Annotated in this window: 16 protein-coding genes; 7 read left to right on the forward strand and 9 right to left on the reverse strand. The window is 62.8% G+C overall.

Annotated elements, in window-relative coordinates; translation table 11 throughout:
- Genes AC07XZ_RS28085 through AC07XZ_RS28095 form a run of 3 tightly spaced genes read left to right on the forward strand, consistent with a single transcriptional unit; the run spans window position 1 to window position 1,925 of the window.
- Complete coding sequence (locus tag AC07XZ_RS28085; protein ID WP_085748614.1) at window positions 1–885, forward strand: type II secretion system F family protein; 885 nt, start codon at window positions 1–3, stop codon at window positions 883–885.
- Window positions 886–913: 28 nt separating this feature from the next.
- Window positions 914–1,636 (forward strand): tetratricopeptide repeat protein, encoded by a 723-nt coding sequence (locus AC07XZ_RS28090; RefSeq protein ID WP_085748615.1) that lies wholly within the window; start codon window positions 914–916, stop codon window positions 1,634–1,636.
- 16 nt (window positions 1,637–1,652) lie between these two features.
- Window positions 1,653–1,925 carry a DUF3613 domain-containing protein gene (locus AC07XZ_RS28095; RefSeq protein ID WP_085748616.1) on the forward strand — a complete coding sequence of 91 codons (273 nt, stop codon included), beginning with the start codon at window positions 1,653–1,655 and terminating at the stop codon, window positions 1,923–1,925.
- A 59-nt stretch (window positions 1,926–1,984) separates the two neighbouring features.
- Here the strand turns inward: AC07XZ_RS28095 and AC07XZ_RS28100 are convergent, their stop codons facing one another.
- Together AC07XZ_RS28100 and AC07XZ_RS28105 are read right to left on the reverse strand one after the other, a co-directional pair.
- Window positions 1,985–2,761, reverse strand: coding sequence for a response regulator transcription factor (locus tag AC07XZ_RS28100; protein ID WP_085748627.1), 777 nt, complete (start codon window positions 2,759–2,761; stop codon window positions 1,985–1,987).
- 125 nt (window positions 2,762–2,886) lie between these two features.
- Window positions 2,887–3,357 carry an A24 family peptidase gene (locus tag AC07XZ_RS28105; RefSeq protein ID WP_085748617.1) on the reverse strand — a complete coding sequence of 157 codons (471 nt, stop codon included), beginning with the start codon at window positions 3,355–3,357 and terminating at the stop codon, window positions 2,887–2,889.
- Between the two features lie 75 nt (window positions 3,358–3,432).
- Here AC07XZ_RS28105 and AC07XZ_RS28110 point away from each other — a divergent pair, with 75 nt between their 5' ends.
- Entirely contained in the window at window positions 3,433–3,879 is a 447-nt protein-coding gene (locus AC07XZ_RS28110) for a TadE/TadG family type IV pilus assembly protein (protein WP_085748618.1), read from the forward strand.
- Entirely contained in the window at window positions 3,876–6,623 is a 2,748-nt protein-coding gene (locus AC07XZ_RS28115) for a PAS domain-containing sensor histidine kinase (RefSeq protein WP_102688521.1), read from the forward strand. The genes AC07XZ_RS28110 and AC07XZ_RS28115 overlap by 4 nt, the downstream gene beginning before the upstream one ends.
- On the opposite strand, the gene AC07XZ_RS28120 is transcribed toward AC07XZ_RS28115, so the two are convergent.
- The 5 genes from AC07XZ_RS28120 to AC07XZ_RS28140 form a co-directional block, all read right to left on the reverse strand.
- A complete protein-coding gene (locus AC07XZ_RS28120) occupies window positions 6,620–8,617 on the reverse strand; it encodes a pilus assembly protein TadG-related protein (RefSeq protein WP_102688522.1) in 1,998 nt (665 codons plus the stop codon). The genes AC07XZ_RS28115 and AC07XZ_RS28120 overlap by 4 nt on opposite strands.
- A gap of 149 nt (window positions 8,618–8,766) precedes the next feature.
- Entirely contained in the window at window positions 8,767–9,324 is a 558-nt protein-coding gene (locus AC07XZ_RS28125; protein WP_007951006.1) for a DUF4136 domain-containing protein, read from the reverse strand.
- A gap of 54 nt (window positions 9,325–9,378) precedes the next feature.
- Window positions 9,379–9,993, reverse strand: coding sequence for a DUF4136 domain-containing protein (locus AC07XZ_RS28130; RefSeq protein WP_085748621.1), 615 nt, complete (start codon window positions 9,991–9,993; stop codon window positions 9,379–9,381).
- Between the two features lie 12 nt (window positions 9,994–10,005).
- On the reverse strand, window positions 10,006–10,755 hold the full coding sequence (locus AC07XZ_RS28135; RefSeq protein WP_102688523.1) for a methyltransferase: 750 nt from the start codon (window positions 10,753–10,755) through the stop codon (window positions 10,006–10,008).
- A complete protein-coding gene (locus AC07XZ_RS28140) occupies window positions 10,755–11,057 on the reverse strand; it encodes a MazG-like family protein (protein ID WP_011332275.1) in 303 nt (100 codons plus the stop codon). The genes AC07XZ_RS28135 and AC07XZ_RS28140 overlap by 1 nt, the downstream gene beginning before the upstream one ends.
- A gap of 143 nt (window positions 11,058–11,200) precedes the next feature.
- On the opposite strand from AC07XZ_RS28140, the gene AC07XZ_RS28145 reads away from it, so the two are divergent.
- Together AC07XZ_RS28145 and AC07XZ_RS28150 are read left to right on the forward strand one after the other, a co-directional pair.
- Window positions 11,201–11,494 (forward strand): hypothetical protein, encoded by a 294-nt coding sequence (locus AC07XZ_RS28145; protein WP_007951010.1) that lies wholly within the window; start codon window positions 11,201–11,203, stop codon window positions 11,492–11,494.
- A 37-nt stretch (window positions 11,495–11,531) separates the two neighbouring features.
- A complete protein-coding gene (locus AC07XZ_RS28150; RefSeq protein ID WP_085609197.1) occupies window positions 11,532–12,881 on the forward strand; it encodes an MATE family efflux transporter in 1,350 nt (449 codons plus the stop codon).
- Window positions 12,882–12,890: 9 nt separating this feature from the next.
- Here the strand turns inward: AC07XZ_RS28150 and AC07XZ_RS28155 are convergent, their stop codons facing one another.
- Complete coding sequence (locus AC07XZ_RS28155; protein WP_085748623.1) at window positions 12,891–13,685, reverse strand: DUF4123 domain-containing protein; 795 nt, start codon at window positions 13,683–13,685, stop codon at window positions 12,891–12,893.
- Complete coding sequence (locus AC07XZ_RS28160; protein WP_102688524.1) at window positions 13,682–15,031, reverse strand: type VI secretion system Vgr family protein; 1,350 nt, start codon at window positions 15,029–15,031, stop codon at window positions 13,682–13,684. Before AC07XZ_RS28160 ends, AC07XZ_RS28155 begins: the two co-directional genes overlap by 4 nt.
- Window positions 15,032–15,056 lie beyond the last annotated feature (25 nt).

Consider the following 15,056-nt stretch of genomic DNA (forward strand, 5'->3'; position numbering starts at 1 on the left):
ATGGTGATGCTGGCCAGTCTCATGTTGTTGCTCGGGGCACTGTTGCTGGTCGGCAATCACCTGCTGACCGAGCGGCGTCGGGTGCGTCAGGTCAACCAGCGTCTGCAGGGGCACCTGGTGCGCGAGAACCGTTTCGGCAACTGGTTACGGGCGCTCGGCAGCAGCCGGTTCGGCCAGCGCTCGGTGAGCATCGACAGCGAAACCCAGACCCTGCTCAGCCGTCTCGGCTGGCGCCGCGCCAGTGAGCGCTCGTTGTTTGCCGCCTGCCAGATCGGCACGCCGCTGCTGACACTGGGGCTGGGGCTGTTTCTGAAGGAAGTATTTTTCCCCCTCGCACCCAACGGCTGGCTGGTGCCGATGATCGCCACCGGCGTCGGCTATCTGCTGCCCAAACGTCTGTTGGCGTATGCCGCTGCCCGTCGGCAGAAAATCATTTCGGTGGAAGTGTCGACGTTCATTCCGCTGCTGCGGATCCTGTTCGAGTCCGGCATGGCCGTCGAGCAGGCCCTGCGCGTGCTCAGCACCGAAGGGCAAAAACTGCTGCCGGAGCTGACCAGCGAACTGCGCCTGATTCTGGCCCGTGTCGACTCGGGCCTGGAACTCGGGCAAGAGCTGAACAAAGCGGCCGTGATGCTGGCGGTGGATGAGTTCACCGACACCTGCGTGATCCTGCAACAACTGATTCAACAGGGCGGCGGTGCGATGAAATCGCTGCTGGCGCTCAAGCAACTGCTGGATGACCGACGCCTGACACGCTTGCAGGAATACATCTCGAAGATGTCGGCAAAGATGTCGGTGGTCATGATGCTGCTGCTGTTTCCGGCCTTGCTGATCGTTCTGGCGGGCCCCGGTTTTACCGCAATCACCCGGGCGTTTGCGTCCTGAGAATGACAATGGCGATGGAGAGCGATGGATGAAAGCACTGATGGTCGTGGCAAGTCTGTTGCTGCTCGGCGGCTGCGCAACGGACGGTCAGGCGCCGTGGACGACGATGCTGGCGCCGGCCAGTTGCAGCAAGTTGAGTTCCGAACAGGAGCTGTCGCTGAACCTGGCCGATGACCTGGTCAACGACGGCAAGCTGCACGCCAGCCTGGCCAACCTGCAGGGCCTGCCCGACAACCTCGTCGAAGTGCGACTGCGCAAGGCCAAGGTCTATCGCCTGCTGGGGCGCAGCGAAGCCGAGCCGCTGTATCGCAGCCTGCTCGGCACGTGCCTGAACGCCGACGCCGAACATGGCCTGGGCCAGCTGTATGCCGCCCGTGGCGACAACGGACAGGCACAGGCCCACCTGCAACGGGCGGCGCGGCTGGCGCCGACCAATGAAAACATCCGCAACGATCTGGGCGTGGTGTACCTCAATCAGCTGCGGCTCGAAGACGCTCGTTTCGAGTTTCTGACGGCCATCGAGTTGAAGCAGAACAATCAATTGGCGACGCTGAATCTGGTCACCCTGTTGCTCTATCAGAACAACTGGCAGCAGGCCGCGGAAGTGGTCAGCCGCGCGCACCTGACCCCGGAGCAGTTCACCGATGCCCAGGAACGCGCGGAGAAACTCAAGTCGCCGGTCAAGGCCAGACCCGTCGCTGGCAATCAGGTCGCGGTGGCGGCTGACGCGCAACCGGCGACGATCAAGTGAGCCTCAAGGAGGTGCCATGAACACGTTAAAAACGCTGTGCTGCCTGAGCCTGCTGAGTCTGCCGCTCGGCGCGCTGGCCATCGACGCCGGCCCGGCCTCGGCCCAGCAGCAGGAAACCGAAGGCTGGCTGTTGCTGCAAAGCCGCAACAAGGCCGCGTCCCCCGATCCGCAGGCGGCCACGGCCACCGAGCGTGAGCTGGCGATGCAGCGCTGGCTGAAGAAGTACCAGTACGAAATCCCCGACTTCTATGACCCGGATGCCGGGGGCAAAATCGAGACAAAAAACTGATTCGAGGAAGACGCCTTGGCGACTGCCCCGGTCGACCCAAGGGCCGCCGGGGACATCAATCAGTGCGCCGTAACTCGCTGCCGCAGAGCCGCCGCACTCGGCGACAAGGCCAACGCCAGTTGCGTGCGGTTGTGCATGTGAGTCAGACGCAACACTTGCGAAACGTAGAGCTTCACAGTGTTTTCGGTAATGCCCAGCTCACAGGCAATCTGATAATTGGTTTGACCCTTGCCCACCAGGCGCGCCACGTCCAGTTGCCGTGGCGACAGCTGATTGAAGATCTCGGGAATCTCCAGTTCACCGGCCCCACGGGTGGCTTCGTCACTGACAGGAGCCGGGCCGCGACGCACCTTGTCCAGATCCTGATAGAGATCATCGATGGACGACGACAGGTCCTGAAGCTTTTGATTCAGATGGCCAAGTTGCAGGGTTTTCTGCCGTTCCTGCAACACCGCTTCCTGGCGTTGCAGGCCTTCGAGCAGTTCATCCAGATTGACCGGTTTCTGGTAATAGTCGGCAATCCCGGCGCGCAGGGCCTTGATCACGTCCTGCTTGTCCGCCCGACCGGTGAGCATGATGGCTTCGAACGCCCGGTGTTTGCCGGCCAGCCGTTGCAGTTCCTGCACCAGTTGAATGCCATCCATGTCCGGCATGTGCAGATCGCACAGCACCAGTCCGATCGCGGTGTCAGCCGTAAAACGCTCGATCGCCTCCTTGCTGGACTCGCACGGAACACAACGGTAGCCGCTGCTCTCGAGAAATTCACAGAGTTCTTCGACGATCAGAGGCTGATCATCGACAACGATGACTTTTACCGCAGATGTAAGCTTGTTCACGTGCTGCTCCATGCCCGGGCCAAAGCTGACCATTCCTGTACTGTCAGCCACTGGCTGTATAACTCGTTACTTTGAAGGTAGACCCACTTTCCGACTATGTACATAAGACTAGTGGCGCTTGGCGACTAATGGATCCAAGGTAGTGCAAGCACAAATCCGATCAGCACGAACGGCGCAAATGGCAGCTTTTTTGACATGGATGGCGCCATACATCGAAGTTGATGCCTAAGCCCTTGACTCATATGCAGCCAGACTCTTGGCGCAAGCAGAATCCAGATCAGGCTCGCCGCACCCGCACCGATAAAAATCCCGAGCAGCGAGACGCCGTCCGTCGCAAGACCAAGAGCTGTCATTAGTTTCACATCACCGGCGCCCATTCGGCCCAGAAAATACCCGGGCAACGTGAATGCCAGGGCCACGACACAAGCCCAGCCTCCCTGCCCGGCTTCGGCGCCCATCCAGGTGGTACCGAAAGACAGCAGATAGACCAGCGCAAGGGTCCCGACACCCAGCGTCAGGACGTTGGCAATCCTTCGTTGCCGGGCGTCCTGGGCCGCGCAAGCCGTCAACCAGATCAGAAGGACAAGGCTCTGCATGCGGTAAAAACCGTCCGTTTTTGCTGAATGATTCTATGCTGATACTACGCAGTGACTGTCAGGGTAGACGCACGGATGAAAACCGGCTCTCGGAAGGCGCAAAAAGGTGCGGTGGCGATCGAGTTCGCCCTGGTGTTCGTGATCTTTTTCGCGGTGTTTTACGGTCTGGTCAGCTATGCCCTGCCGTTCGTGCTGATGCAGACGTTCAACCAGGCCACAGCCGAAGCCATACGCCGCGCCGTGGCGGTTGACCCGACAATTCCCAACTATTCAACCGTGGTGGTCAGCACCGCCAATGCCGCGCTGAGCCAACAATTGTCGTCAACGCTGCCTTCTCTGAATGTGGTGGTCGGCACTGATACGTCAACGGTCTATGACCCGACGGCGGGCACGCTCACCGTCAGCGTCAATTACCCGGTGAGCAAACTCAATCAGGTCATTCCGTTTCTGGTGTTGCCGGGCATCGGCGCGGTCCCCAGCCTGCCCACCAACCTGACCGCCATTTCGAGCCTGAAATTTTGACCCCGGGTGACAACCTGCTCGGCCGCCTGCTCAAGCGGGGCATGGTCGCCAGCGACTTGCCAGACGCACTCGGCACCCCGCTGACGGGCCTGCACATCCACCTCGACAGCGAAGGCGGCGTATTGCAAATGGCTGGCCCGTTACGCCTGCTGCTGACGCAACAGACGCCCCGTGACAAACCATTGCCGTTGCGCGACTACCTGCTGGCGCACAGCACGCTGGCCATCGAGGGTCGGCCGCAGGACTGGCAAGGCCACCTGCTGGATCTGGACTTCCACGGCCTCGGCGAGCAGACCTTGCAACTGCGCGGCTGGGTCCAGCCGCTGGGCAATGGCTGGCTGCTGCAACTGATCGACATCGCCGACCTGTTGTCCGAACGCCAGCAAGCGCATCAGCGCGAGGCTTGCCACATGATCGCCGAGCAGATCAGCAAGCAGTTGCGAAGCTGCAGCCTGGGACGATTGCCGATGCTCGTCAGCGAACAATTGCAGGTGATCGCCCAGCGCTGGCAGATCCCGTGCCTGGCACTTGCCCTGCTCGATGAACAGGAACAGGGCTGGCAGATCCATCAGCAATTCCACGCCCATGACGCCCCGGCGCTGTGGCATGACGGCCAGCGTCTGGGCACGCCGCTCGACAGCCTCAATGGCACCGGCCCGCAACGCCTGGGTGAACATTACGGCCAGTACGAACACTCGCGGGTCCAGGGCCTGTTCGGCAATGCCGAAGGCTTCGCCGTACCTTACAGCGATGATCGAGGCGTGATGGCGTGGCTGCTCTGCGGTTTTTACGCGGTGGACAAGACCGCGCCGTACCTGACCGACCGCGACTGGCTGATGCTGGCGGGCGCACTGGCCGGCCCCCTGCTCGGTCGCTTGCGCGAACAACAGCATCAACTGCAGCTGGAACGGCTGGAGTCATTGCAGTCGCTGCTCGGCACCGGATGGTGGGAAATCAGCACGAGCGAGCAGATTCAACTGGCCCCGACGCTGGCCGCCACTCTGCAACAGGACAGCTCGACGCTGACGCTCGACACCTGGCTGACACTGATCCATCCCGCCGATCGCGAAGAGGTCCGCAGCCGCCTGCAAGCATTGCAAATGCACGGGGAAATCCTCGACCTGTGCGTGCGCCTGCATGCTCGCGACACGAGCCAGACGCCGGCGTGGTATCGCCTTCAGGGGCAAGTCACCGGCACCGGCGAGCATCGGCGTCTGGTGGGTTTCATGCTCGACATCAGCGACATCAAGAACCAGCAGCAACTGGCCGCCGCCGCCCATGCGCGGCTGGACAACCTGATCGCCAGTTCACCAGCGGTGATTTACGTCCAGCACTACGTCGAAGGCGCCCTGCTGCCGGCGTTTTTCAGCGCCAGCCTGCAACCGCTGCTGGGCTGGAGCCTGGAAGACTGCGATGCCAGTGCGCTGGCAGAGCGGATTCACCCGGATGACCGCACCCTGTATTTCGAACGCACCCGGCAACTGCTGCGCGAAGGCTCGGTGCGCGCCCGCTATCGGATGCGCGACAGTCGCGGCGACTATCACTGGCTGCTTGACGAAGCCCGGCTGTTGCGCAATGACCTCGGGCTGCCGGTGGAGGCTGTCGGCTTGTGGCTGGATGTCACCGAAGCGACGCTGGCCGCCGAGCAGGTCAAGCAGAGTGAAGAACGCTACCGGATTCTGGTCGAGGACTCGCCGGCGATGATCTGCCGCTATCGCCCGGACCTGATCCTGACGTTCGGCAACCGGCCGCTGGCGACCTATCTGGAATGCGCTCCCGAAGACCTGGCCGGGGTCGACCTGGGCAGCTGGATGTCCGAGGTTCAGCGCGCGGCCTTCGTTGAGCGCCTGGCGCAGTTGACTCCGCAATCTCCCGTCAGCACCGCCGAAATCAATCTGCAATTGCCGGGGCGCGAACATGCGTGGTGGGTGTGGTCGGATCGCGGCGTGTTCGATGAGCACGGCAAACTGATCGAAGTCCAAGCCGTTGGCCGCGACAACACCGAAGTGCGCCGCTCCCAGCAGCAACTCACGCAAAGCGCAAAAATGGCCACCCTTGGCGAAATGGCCACCGGTCTGGCCCACGAAATCAATCAGCCGCTGAACGTCATGCGCATGGCCATCGTCAACGTGCAGAAGCGCCTGAGCAACGGCGATGTGCAGATCGATTACCTGACCGACAAACTCAATCGCATCGACGCTCAGGTGCAGCGCGCCGCCAAAGTGGTGGATCACATGCGGGTGTTCGGTCGCCGCTCCGAGATCGAGCAGCAGCTGTTCAACCCGGCCAGCGCCATCGAAGGCACGTTGTCACTGCTGGCCGAAGGCATGCGCGGCAAAGGCGTGGATTTGCGCATCAGCGAGACCGCGTTCGAGGTTCAGGTACGCGGGTACGTCGATCAGCTTGAACAGGTGCTGATCAACCTGATGGTCAACGCCCGGGATGCGCTGCTGGGCAAACGCGAGTGCGACCCAACGTTCAAGCCGTGGATTGCGATCTACGCCGAGCGCGACGAGCAGAAGGTGCGACTGTGGGTCGAGGACAACGGCGGCGGTATCGACCCGCGTCTGCTGGAGCGGATTTTCGAACCGTTCTTCACCACCAAACCGATAGGCGTCGGTACCGGCCTTGGGTTGTCGGTGAGTTACGGGATCATCGAGAACATGGGCGGCCACTTGAGCGTGCGCAACTCGGCGGACGGTGCACGGTTCTGCATCGAACTGCCGATCGCCCCCGACGACTAGATCACCAGATACGCCTTGCCGGTCTGGCCGCAGGTCATGTTGGCGCCGACGTCGACATCCATCAGATTGATCCCCAGCCCCTTGAGCAAATTGTTCAGCAACGGATCCAGCAACGGACTCACCAGGTCGGTGATCACCGGTTGCAGGATCGTCGTAACATCGCTGATCAGGCTGGCGACGCCTGTGACAATCGCCCCCAGCGGGTTGCTGCCCTGGGGTTTGTAGACGATCAGATTGATCCCGGCGAGGGTGCTTGCCAGGCTGTTGACGATGTTGCTTGAGGGCGCGGCGGCAATCACGCTCGGCGGCAGTTTCAGGTTGGGCGGTGTGGCGAATGGTGTGGTGCTGGAAAACACCAGGTTCTGGGTGTTCTGCGCCACGCTGGTGTTGACCATGATCGCGATGCCGCCGGCGCCGTATGGCACGTGAGTGCTCGGGTCACAGCTGCCGATCCCCAGAATCTTGTGGCAGGTCACCGTGCCCAGATCCACCAGCGGCAACGGTGTGACGGTGGGTTGGGCGGCAGATGAAAAGGCGTTGGTCGGATCGATCTTGCCCACCTTGAGATCGGCAACCGAGGTGATGGTGCGGGCCGTCAGGCTTTTGGTGCCGGTGTTGTCAGTCGGGCAACTGTAATCGGTGACATAACTGATGGCGCCGCCGGCATCCAGGCTGATGTCGATCTGCGGCGAGGGCAGCAGCTTCGGGTCCAGTTGTTCACAACCGGCGCCGAGCAGGCAGCCGACCGAATTCAGTGTAGCGACCAGATTGAGGCTCAACAGCGCATTGAGCGTCGGTGTCAGCGTGCCAACCAGTCCGAGTACCGCATTGGCCAACCCGGTTACCCCGGACAGTACCGGCAGATTTACCGAAAGCAGCGTGCGAATCTGCGCAGTGCGCACATAAATCCGGTTCGGCCCGGTGGGGTTGGCCCTGGCCAGCGCCGGATCGCCGATCGCCGAGAATTGCGGCGGCTCGATGACCTTGACCCGCACCGTGACATTCGCCAGCCCCAGCACGCTGATCGGCAGCGTCGCGGCCACCGCACTCTTGCTGTTGGCCAGTTGAATCACGCCCTGGACCAGTTGCAGCAACTGCAGATTGGCATCCAGCCCGGCGGCCGTGGTGCCGGTCTGCAATTGCAGGATGTCGCCGAGTTTTACCGGTGCGGCATTGATCGCCGCCACTTGCAGCTGGCCCAGCGCGGTAATCACTTCAGCGGTGGCGCCATTGAGCTGCACCGCCGTAATCGCGGCCTGGATCAGTTGGGTCACCGTGGCCTGGGTATTGAGCAACTGGGTGTAATTGCCGGCGGCGACGTTGAGGTTGATCGCCAGTTGGTTCAGATAACTGAGCAGGTTGATATCGGTGTTGAGCAAGCCATTCCACCCCACGGCCGTCAGGTTGACGTTACCGCCAAGCAGCCCGGAAAACAGCGGGTTGAGGATGTTCGATTGCGCGGTGTTGATGCTTGCCAGGTTACTGCGGATGTTCAACTGAGCGACGGTCGGCTTGGGTTTTGCCGCCACCGCCGAAGCATAAAGCACGGTGTTGAGACTGACCGGTGTGCCACTGAACAACGCCTGCACGCCGCCGGCAAAACTGGTGGTGACGGTACGGTTGGCCGCAACCTTGACCGCCTCCGATTGTGTCGCGTCCACCGTAAATGTGCGCAGGCCGGTAGCGGCTGTCGCCAACTTTCCGCAATCGATCACAAGGACGTTGGTGGCATCGGCGACAAACCCGTTGCGCGTCGCGCTTTGCCCCACGTAACTGGCAGCGGTGAGGCCTGGCAGGCAATTGCCGCCACGGCTGACGGCTTCCAGGGCGGCGGTGTCCACCAAGCGCTGCAGTTTGCGTTGTTCCATATACAAACGGCCGGTATCCACCACCAGCAGCATCAACACCAGCGCCAGGCTGAGGGTGGCGGCCGCCATCAGGCCGATCGCCCCCCGCTGCCGGGCTGGCCCGCCGCATTGCGGATGACGCGACATGGCGCACTCCTTTGCCGGCGCACTGCCGGGCGCAACCTCCATTGGTGGATTTGAGTGTAGACGCGCTGCACCGACACTGCTGGCAACGCGCCAGTTTCACCCGCCCATAAAAAACGGGAGCCATGGACTCCCGTTTTTTTTGCGCAGGCTCAGCGCGGAGGATAATTCGACAGGATCCGCGCCACCGTCTCGCGGATGGCATTGCTGCGATCCGCCGGGTTCGGCGTGCGACTGAGCATTTGCTCGTCGCTGCCGCGCCACACCAGTTTGCCGTCCTTGCCGTCGAGCAGATCGACCTGGATGGTCGCCACCTTGTAGGTGATGTTGCGGGTTTCGTTGTACATCGGTGCGCCCCAATAACCGTTCCACGGGCCACCCCAACCGCCGCCGTAGTTGGTGGTCACCTGTTGCTGCCGGTCCTCGACGATCAGGTAAGTCTGCACAAACAGATCGCCTCGGGCGCCCGAGGCGGCCGGGCGCAGACCACGCTGATCCAGTTGATCGGCGACGGCTTGCCGAATGCGTTGTTCGGTCAGGTCGCTCTTGATCCGTGGATCGTCTGGGCGGTATTGCAGGGCGGGGTCTTTCCAGCTCCAGCTGCGGTACGCGGCAAAGTCGCGGCTGGCGTCGAAGTCATGATTGACCTGGTTGGCGGCGCAGGCACTGAGCAGTGCGGCCACGGCCAGTAAAGCGAGACGGCGGAACATGGTTTTTCTCCGGTGGAAGACATGAACCTGAGGGAGCTTCTCAATTGCAGGAAGCTAACTGGGAGGATACGCCGACATGGCCTTTTCGACAGCCTCGCGAATCGCGTCGGTGCGATCACTTTGCTTGCCTTGAGTGCCGGTTTCGGCGCTGGCGCTCCAGACCGGCTGACCACTGCCGGCGTCGAACAGATCGACCCGCACCACCACGACCTGTTCCTGATAGGTACGAACGATCGGCACCGTGTTGTACATCCCGTAACCGCGGCCGTAACGGTCATAACCACCGTATCCGCCGCCGTAGTAACCGTAATCGTCCTGCACCTGACGCAGGCGGGTTTCCAGGCTCAGGTTGGCACTGACCAGCAGGTCGGCCGGGCGATTGTCATGCAACGGGCGCAGACCGCGCTGATCCAGCGCACTGCTGACGGCCTCGGCCACTTGCGCCGAGTCCGCCCAGGCTGTGCCCGGCGGCAGCTGACCGTTGAGCCACGCCCAGCTGCGATAGCGCCCGTAATCACGAGGGGGCGCGGGATAAGCGCTGCGGTCGAAGGTGGTTGCCGCTTGTGGTGGCGCCGGCGGCAACGGCCGCGACTGCGCCACGTAAGGGTTGCTGCCCTGGCAGGCGGCCAACCCCAGACAGATCAGCAGTAACCCTGAATGACCTTTCATATCTCGCTCCGATCAGATCGGCCGGCAGATCCAGTGCAAGTAGCGCCCAAGCCCGGCGAAGCTTGGGTGACGACGGTGGGCGAGTTCCATCTCGAGCAAATCAATCAACTCGGCGCGGGCCTGGAATTCCACCGGCATGTAATCGTGGAAAACCCGCACCCCGCTCTGGGTTTCGACCTGCCACAACCCGCCGAGTTGCGTTGCCAGTTCCCGTGGATCGAGCGGCTGCTGCGGGGTCAGGCTCTGCTTTTCACCGGCCATGTCGTTCTTGCGCATTTTCTTGAAATGGCCTTTGAGCAGGTTCCGGTAAATCAGCGCATCGCGGTTGTAGAACGCCAGCGACAACCAGCCGCCGGGCTTGGTCAACTGATGCAGCACCGGCAGGATCGCGTGCGGTTCGGCCAGCCATTCCAGCACCGCATGGCACAGCACCAGATCGTAGGGCTCGGTGAGCTGGCCGAGCAGTTCCTGCCAGGGCGCCTGAATGAACGTCGCGGTTTGCCCGGCGTCGGCAAAGCGCTGGCGTGCGCCTTCAAGCATCGGCTCGGCCGGCTCGGTGAAGGTCACCTGGTGCCCGCGCTCGGCCAGCCACAGCGACATGTGGCCCAGGCCGCCACCGATGTCCAGCACCCGCAACGGACGATCCGGCAGGGTTTCGGCGAGGTCGGCTTGCAGCACCGCCAGGCGGATCGCGCCTTTGGCACCGCCGTAGATTTTTTCGGCGAAACGGGTCGCCAACTGATCGAAATGACGGTCGCTCATCAGCTGAACCGCCGTTCGCTGTCGGCGAGTTTGCTGCGCACCACTTCATTCATGTCCAGCCCCAGTTCGCTGCACAGCAGCAACAGATAGAGAACGATGTCGCCGACTTCCTGCCCGGCGTGGGCGAGTTTGTCCGCCGGCAGTTCGCGGGACTGGTCTTCGGTCAGCCACTGGAAGATTTCCACCAGTTCGGACATTTCCACGCTGGCGGCCATGGCCAGGTTTTTCGGGCTGTGAAATTGCCGCCAGTCATTGCGGTCGCGAATGGCGTGCAGGCGTTCGGTCAGTTCAACAAGGTTCATCGGGCTCTCCTGAAGGCGTATAGCTTCGGGGGGAAGCTGGGCGAAGGCAAGCGCCAGTCGCCCGTTAAAACCCTCTATGCTTGCAGGGAACTCGACCGCACCCGCTGCGGCCCAAGGCTCAGCTCTTTCATCAGGAAACAGACATGCAGGTAGAAAGCTTTTTCGAATGGCTGGGCCAGGCGCTCGGCTCGATCATCCGCTTCATCGTCGATGGCCTCAGCGGCCTGTTCAATCTGCTGGGCAACGCCGGCGGCAACTTTGTCGACGGGCTGTCGAAGGCGCTGGGCATGGACACGTCGATCATCAGCATCATCGCGCTGATCGTCGGCCTGATGCTGCTGTGGTCGGCGATCCGCGCGTTCATGAATGCCTCAATCATTGCCGGGATTATCTGGTTGCTGCTGGGATTGTGGCTGCTGAGCTGGATCATTCACTGACACCTCCCGCTACAATGCCGCTCCCCAAGGAGCCCGCATGTCCAACCTGATCGCCGACTGGCGCGACCGCCCGACCCATCGCCGGGTCTGGGCCCTCGCCGCCCCCATGATCCTCTCCAACATTTCCGTGCCGCTGGTGGCGTTGGTCGACAGCACCGTCATCGGGCATCTGCCCCACGCCCATCAACTGGGCGCGGTGGCGGTAGGTGCCAGCCTGTACACCTTTCTGGCCTGGGCCATGGGTTTTCTGCGCATGGGCACCACCGGCTTCGCCGCCCAGGCCGCCGGGCGCAGCGACGGTGCGGCCTTGCGGCAGATTCTGCTTCAGGGCCTGTTGCTGGCGATGGGGCTGGCGCTGCTGCTCGGAACCCTGGGCGTACCGCTGAGCGGGGTTGCGCTGCACTTCATGCAACCGTCGGCGGAGCTGGATCAACTGACCCGCGACTTCTTCCACACCCGGCTGTTCGGGCTGCCGGCGGCGCTGGCCAGTTATGCGCTGGTCGGCTGGTTCCTCGGCACCCAGAACGCCCGGGCGCCGCTGGCCATTCTGTTGAGCACCAACCTGATCAACATCGTGCTCAACCTGTGGTTCGTGATCGGCCTGGACTGGGGCGTGGTCGGTTCGGCCCGGGCCTCGGTGATCGCCGAATGGAGCGGCGCCCTGCTCGGCCTGTGGATGACCCGCAAGGCACTGCGCGCCTATCCCGGGCACATCGCCTGGGCCGCACTGAAAGTCTGGCAGAGCTGGCGCCCGCTGCTGGCCGTCAACCGCGACATTTTCATCCGCAGCCTGGCCCTGCAATCGGTGTTTTTCCTGATCACCGTGCAGGGCGCGCGACTCGGCGATGCCACGGTCGCGGCCAACGCGCTGCTGCTCAACGGCCTGCTGCTGACCGCCCACGCACTGGACGGTCTGGCCCACGCCGTCGAAGCCCTGTGCGGCCACGCCATCGGCGCCCGTGATCGTCTGGCCCTGCGCCGGTCGCTGGTGGTTGCCGGTGGCTGGTCGTTGCTGGCCAGCCTGGGCTTTGCAGCACTGTTTCTGTTGGCCGGCCACTTATTCATCGAAATGCAGACCGACATCCAGAGCGTGCGCGACACCGCCTTCATCTACCTGCCCTACCTGGCCGTCCTGCCGTTGATCGCGGTCTGGAGCTACTTGCTCGACGGCCTGTTCATCGGTGCCACCCGCGCCCGGGAAATGCGCAACGGCATGCTGGCGACCGTGATCCTGCTGCTGCCGGTCGCCTGGGCGCTGCAAGGTCTGGGCAATCACGGCCTGTGGATTTCATTCCTGTTGTTCATGGTGCTGCGCAGCCTGACGCTCGGAGGGCTGGCGTGGTGGCTGCGGCGCACCGATGGCTGGTTCAACGGGGCCGCTCACTGAAGCGGCGCTTCACGACGGGTCGTTGAGCCAACGCCGACGCAACAGTTCGAGCCGTTCCCGTGGGGGCAATCCTTGCGGCAGCGGCGTCAGTTCGGCACGTGGATGCTGCAAACGCAGCCACAACCAGTCGTCCAGCAACGCCTGCTCGCTGAACCCCAGTTCCAGGCCTTGCTCCTGAAAGGAAGACATCAGCCGATAGTCGTTCCCTGTCGCCTGACTCCAGCGCCAGACATGCTGATCCAGCAGGCAACGGTGCAGGCGTTCACGCTGCTGGCGGGTCAGGCTTTGCTCGATACGCAGCGGCTCCACGGCCAGCCCCGGATTGCGCAGTTGCTGCCAGCCCTGACTGCCGCCGGCCAGATCGGCCCAGGTCCCGCCGAACCAGCGCAGCCATGCGATCGGCCCAAGCCAGCAGCTCAATTGCCGGGCATTGCAGGCATCGAAAAAGTAGCTGGCGGTCTGGCGATTGTAGAAATTGAGCAGTGCCCGGTGATTCAGACCGACGGACACGGTCAGCATCCGCTGCAAGTGTTCGCGCAACAACGACGCCGAGGCCTCGCTGCCAAGCAGCAGCCCTTGCCAGGTCAGCGGATCGGCGTGGCAGAGCGCCGACAGCGCCGGGCTGTCACGCAGGTCGATCAGCCACGGGCCCTGGTCACTGACCGGTTGAAACTCCGTCCCGTCGAACAGCTTCAGGCTGTGCACACCGGCGAAACCCTGGCGCAGCGTCTGCACTGCCTGCGGCGCCTGTGCGATGTCCAGCAACAACCACTGCGCACGCTGTCCGGGGGTCGAAACACTCATCTTGCGTCGCTCGTCTTGAGCCCGCCGACCAATCGACAGCTGCACAATGACGCCGCGCAATGGCGATAACTGCCGCCACCCGGTATCAGGCACAACAACAATAACGGCTCGGCCGCTTTCAGCCATTGAGGCAGGCCCGCGCTCGCCAGACGCTCGGGCAGTGGCGGCGATGCGTCATCCTCGATGGCTTTGGTGAGTGCCGGGATCTGCAAGACACCGCTGATCACCGGCTGTTCAGGGTTGCCTTCCAGAAAGCTCACCACCACCTCTGCTCCGTCCTGCAATGATGCCATCGGCGTATCGGCCAACGCCGGAGCCAGCGGCAGCCAGCAGTGGCTGGGGCGGGCCCCTTCCCCCTGATAGAGCCAGTCGAACTGAACGGCCACCGGCCGCACCGCATCCGGTTGCGCCTCCTCGACCGATACCCCCCAGGCACGTTGCGGGCTGCGCATGCGCGCCCCCAGGTGTTCAATGGGTGATCGGAACACCGGCAACCGGTCAGCGGCAAAAATCCGGTTGCTGTAAGGCGGTTCGAGCAACTGATCGGCTCGATGCTCGATTCGGCTCACCAGCCAGTGCCCATTGGCTTCTGCAAGGGGCTGGCCGGTAATCGTCAACCAGTGACCACTGCGCAGGGTTGGCGAATCGGAATGCCCCCGCGCCGTACGTGTCCGCCGCGAGCCTTCTGCGTACAGGCCGGCATGCTCGCCCAGTTGCCAGCGGCGCACTGTTGGCGACGGTTCCCCATCCCCGCAATCGAATCGCAGGTTCGCGGCGTGTGGCAGCCTGGCGGGATCGTCCCCGAACACCAGGCAATGTCCACGGTTCCCATGTTCGAAGTGATAGTGAATGCGTGCCTGCCCGCACAACCGCTGTACCAGTTGCAGATCCGACTCGCCGTACTGGGTGCAGAACGTCCGGGGCGGATACGCGCCTTGCAGGTCAAATCGGCGCCGGGTGCCACTGATACCGTGCTCCCTGAGCACCTGATCCAGAATCTGCGGCACGGAGCGGTCGCTGAAAATGCGCTGGCTGTAGCGCAGGCCCAGACAACTCAACCGAGGCCCCAGCCGCGCCCGGCACAACCGGGCGTCGCGCCCCTGTTCATGCTGGACAAGACTGTGCAACTGCCCGTGAACACCATTGCCGCAAGGCCCGAAACACAGGCGCGCCGAACGATACATCAGCCCGGCAAGGTCCAGATGCGGATCATCGACCAGCAAGTCGATCTCAAACGCAAAAGGCTCGCTGATGGCTTCGCAACCCGTGAATGCCAGGACTTCAAGCGAGTCGGACAGGCCCGCTACATCGAGACGAAACAACGGCTCGTCGGCTGGATCGAACATGGGGAATTCTCTACAGGGGGGGCGG

This window comes from Pseudomonas sp. GW458-11-26-14-LB4, from assembly GCF_059423925.1.

What these genes read in the sequence shown, in the direction of transcription:
- AC07XZ_RS28085 (WP_085748614.1), top strand. Translation starts at nt 1, where the DNA reads ATGGTGATGCTGGCCAGTCTCATGTTGTTGCTCGGGGCACTGTTGCTG.
- AC07XZ_RS28090 (WP_085748615.1), top strand. Translation starts at nt 914, where the DNA reads ATGAAAGCACTGATGGTCGTGGCAAGTCTGTTGCTGCTCGGCGGCTGC.
- AC07XZ_RS28095 (WP_085748616.1), top strand. Translation starts at nt 1,653, where the DNA reads ATGAACACGTTAAAAACGCTGTGCTGCCTGAGCCTGCTGAGTCTGCCG.
- AC07XZ_RS28105 (WP_085748617.1), bottom strand. Translation starts at nt 3,357, where the DNA reads ATGCAGAGCCTTGTCCTTCTGATCTGGTTGACGGCTTGCGCGGCCCAG.
- AC07XZ_RS28110 (WP_085748618.1), top strand. Translation starts at nt 3,433, where the DNA reads ATGAAAACCGGCTCTCGGAAGGCGCAAAAAGGTGCGGTGGCGATCGAG.
- AC07XZ_RS28120 (WP_102688522.1), bottom strand. Translation starts at nt 8,617, where the DNA reads ATGTCGCGTCATCCGCAATGCGGCGGGCCAGCCCGGCAGCGGGGGGCG.
- AC07XZ_RS28125 (WP_007951006.1), bottom strand. Translation starts at nt 9,324, where the DNA reads ATGTTCCGCCGTCTCGCTTTACTGGCCGTGGCCGCACTGCTCAGTGCC.
- AC07XZ_RS28130 (WP_085748621.1), bottom strand. Translation starts at nt 9,993, where the DNA reads ATGAAAGGTCATTCAGGGTTACTGCTGATCTGTCTGGGGTTGGCCGCC.
- AC07XZ_RS28135 (WP_102688523.1), bottom strand. Translation starts at nt 10,755, where the DNA reads ATGAGCGACCGTCATTTCGATCAGTTGGCGACCCGTTTCGCCGAAAAA.
- AC07XZ_RS28140 (WP_011332275.1), bottom strand. Translation starts at nt 11,057, where the DNA reads ATGAACCTTGTTGAACTGACCGAACGCCTGCACGCCATTCGCGACCGC.
- AC07XZ_RS28145 (WP_007951010.1), top strand. Translation starts at nt 11,201, where the DNA reads ATGCAGGTAGAAAGCTTTTTCGAATGGCTGGGCCAGGCGCTCGGCTCG.
- AC07XZ_RS28150 (WP_085609197.1), top strand. Translation starts at nt 11,532, where the DNA reads ATGTCCAACCTGATCGCCGACTGGCGCGACCGCCCGACCCATCGCCGG.
- AC07XZ_RS28155 (WP_085748623.1), bottom strand. Translation starts at nt 13,685, where the DNA reads ATGAGTGTTTCGACCCCCGGACAGCGTGCGCAGTGGTTGTTGCTGGAC.
- AC07XZ_RS28160 (WP_102688524.1), bottom strand. Translation starts at nt 15,031, where the DNA reads ATGTTCGATCCAGCCGACGAGCCGTTGTTTCGTCTCGATGTAGCGGGC.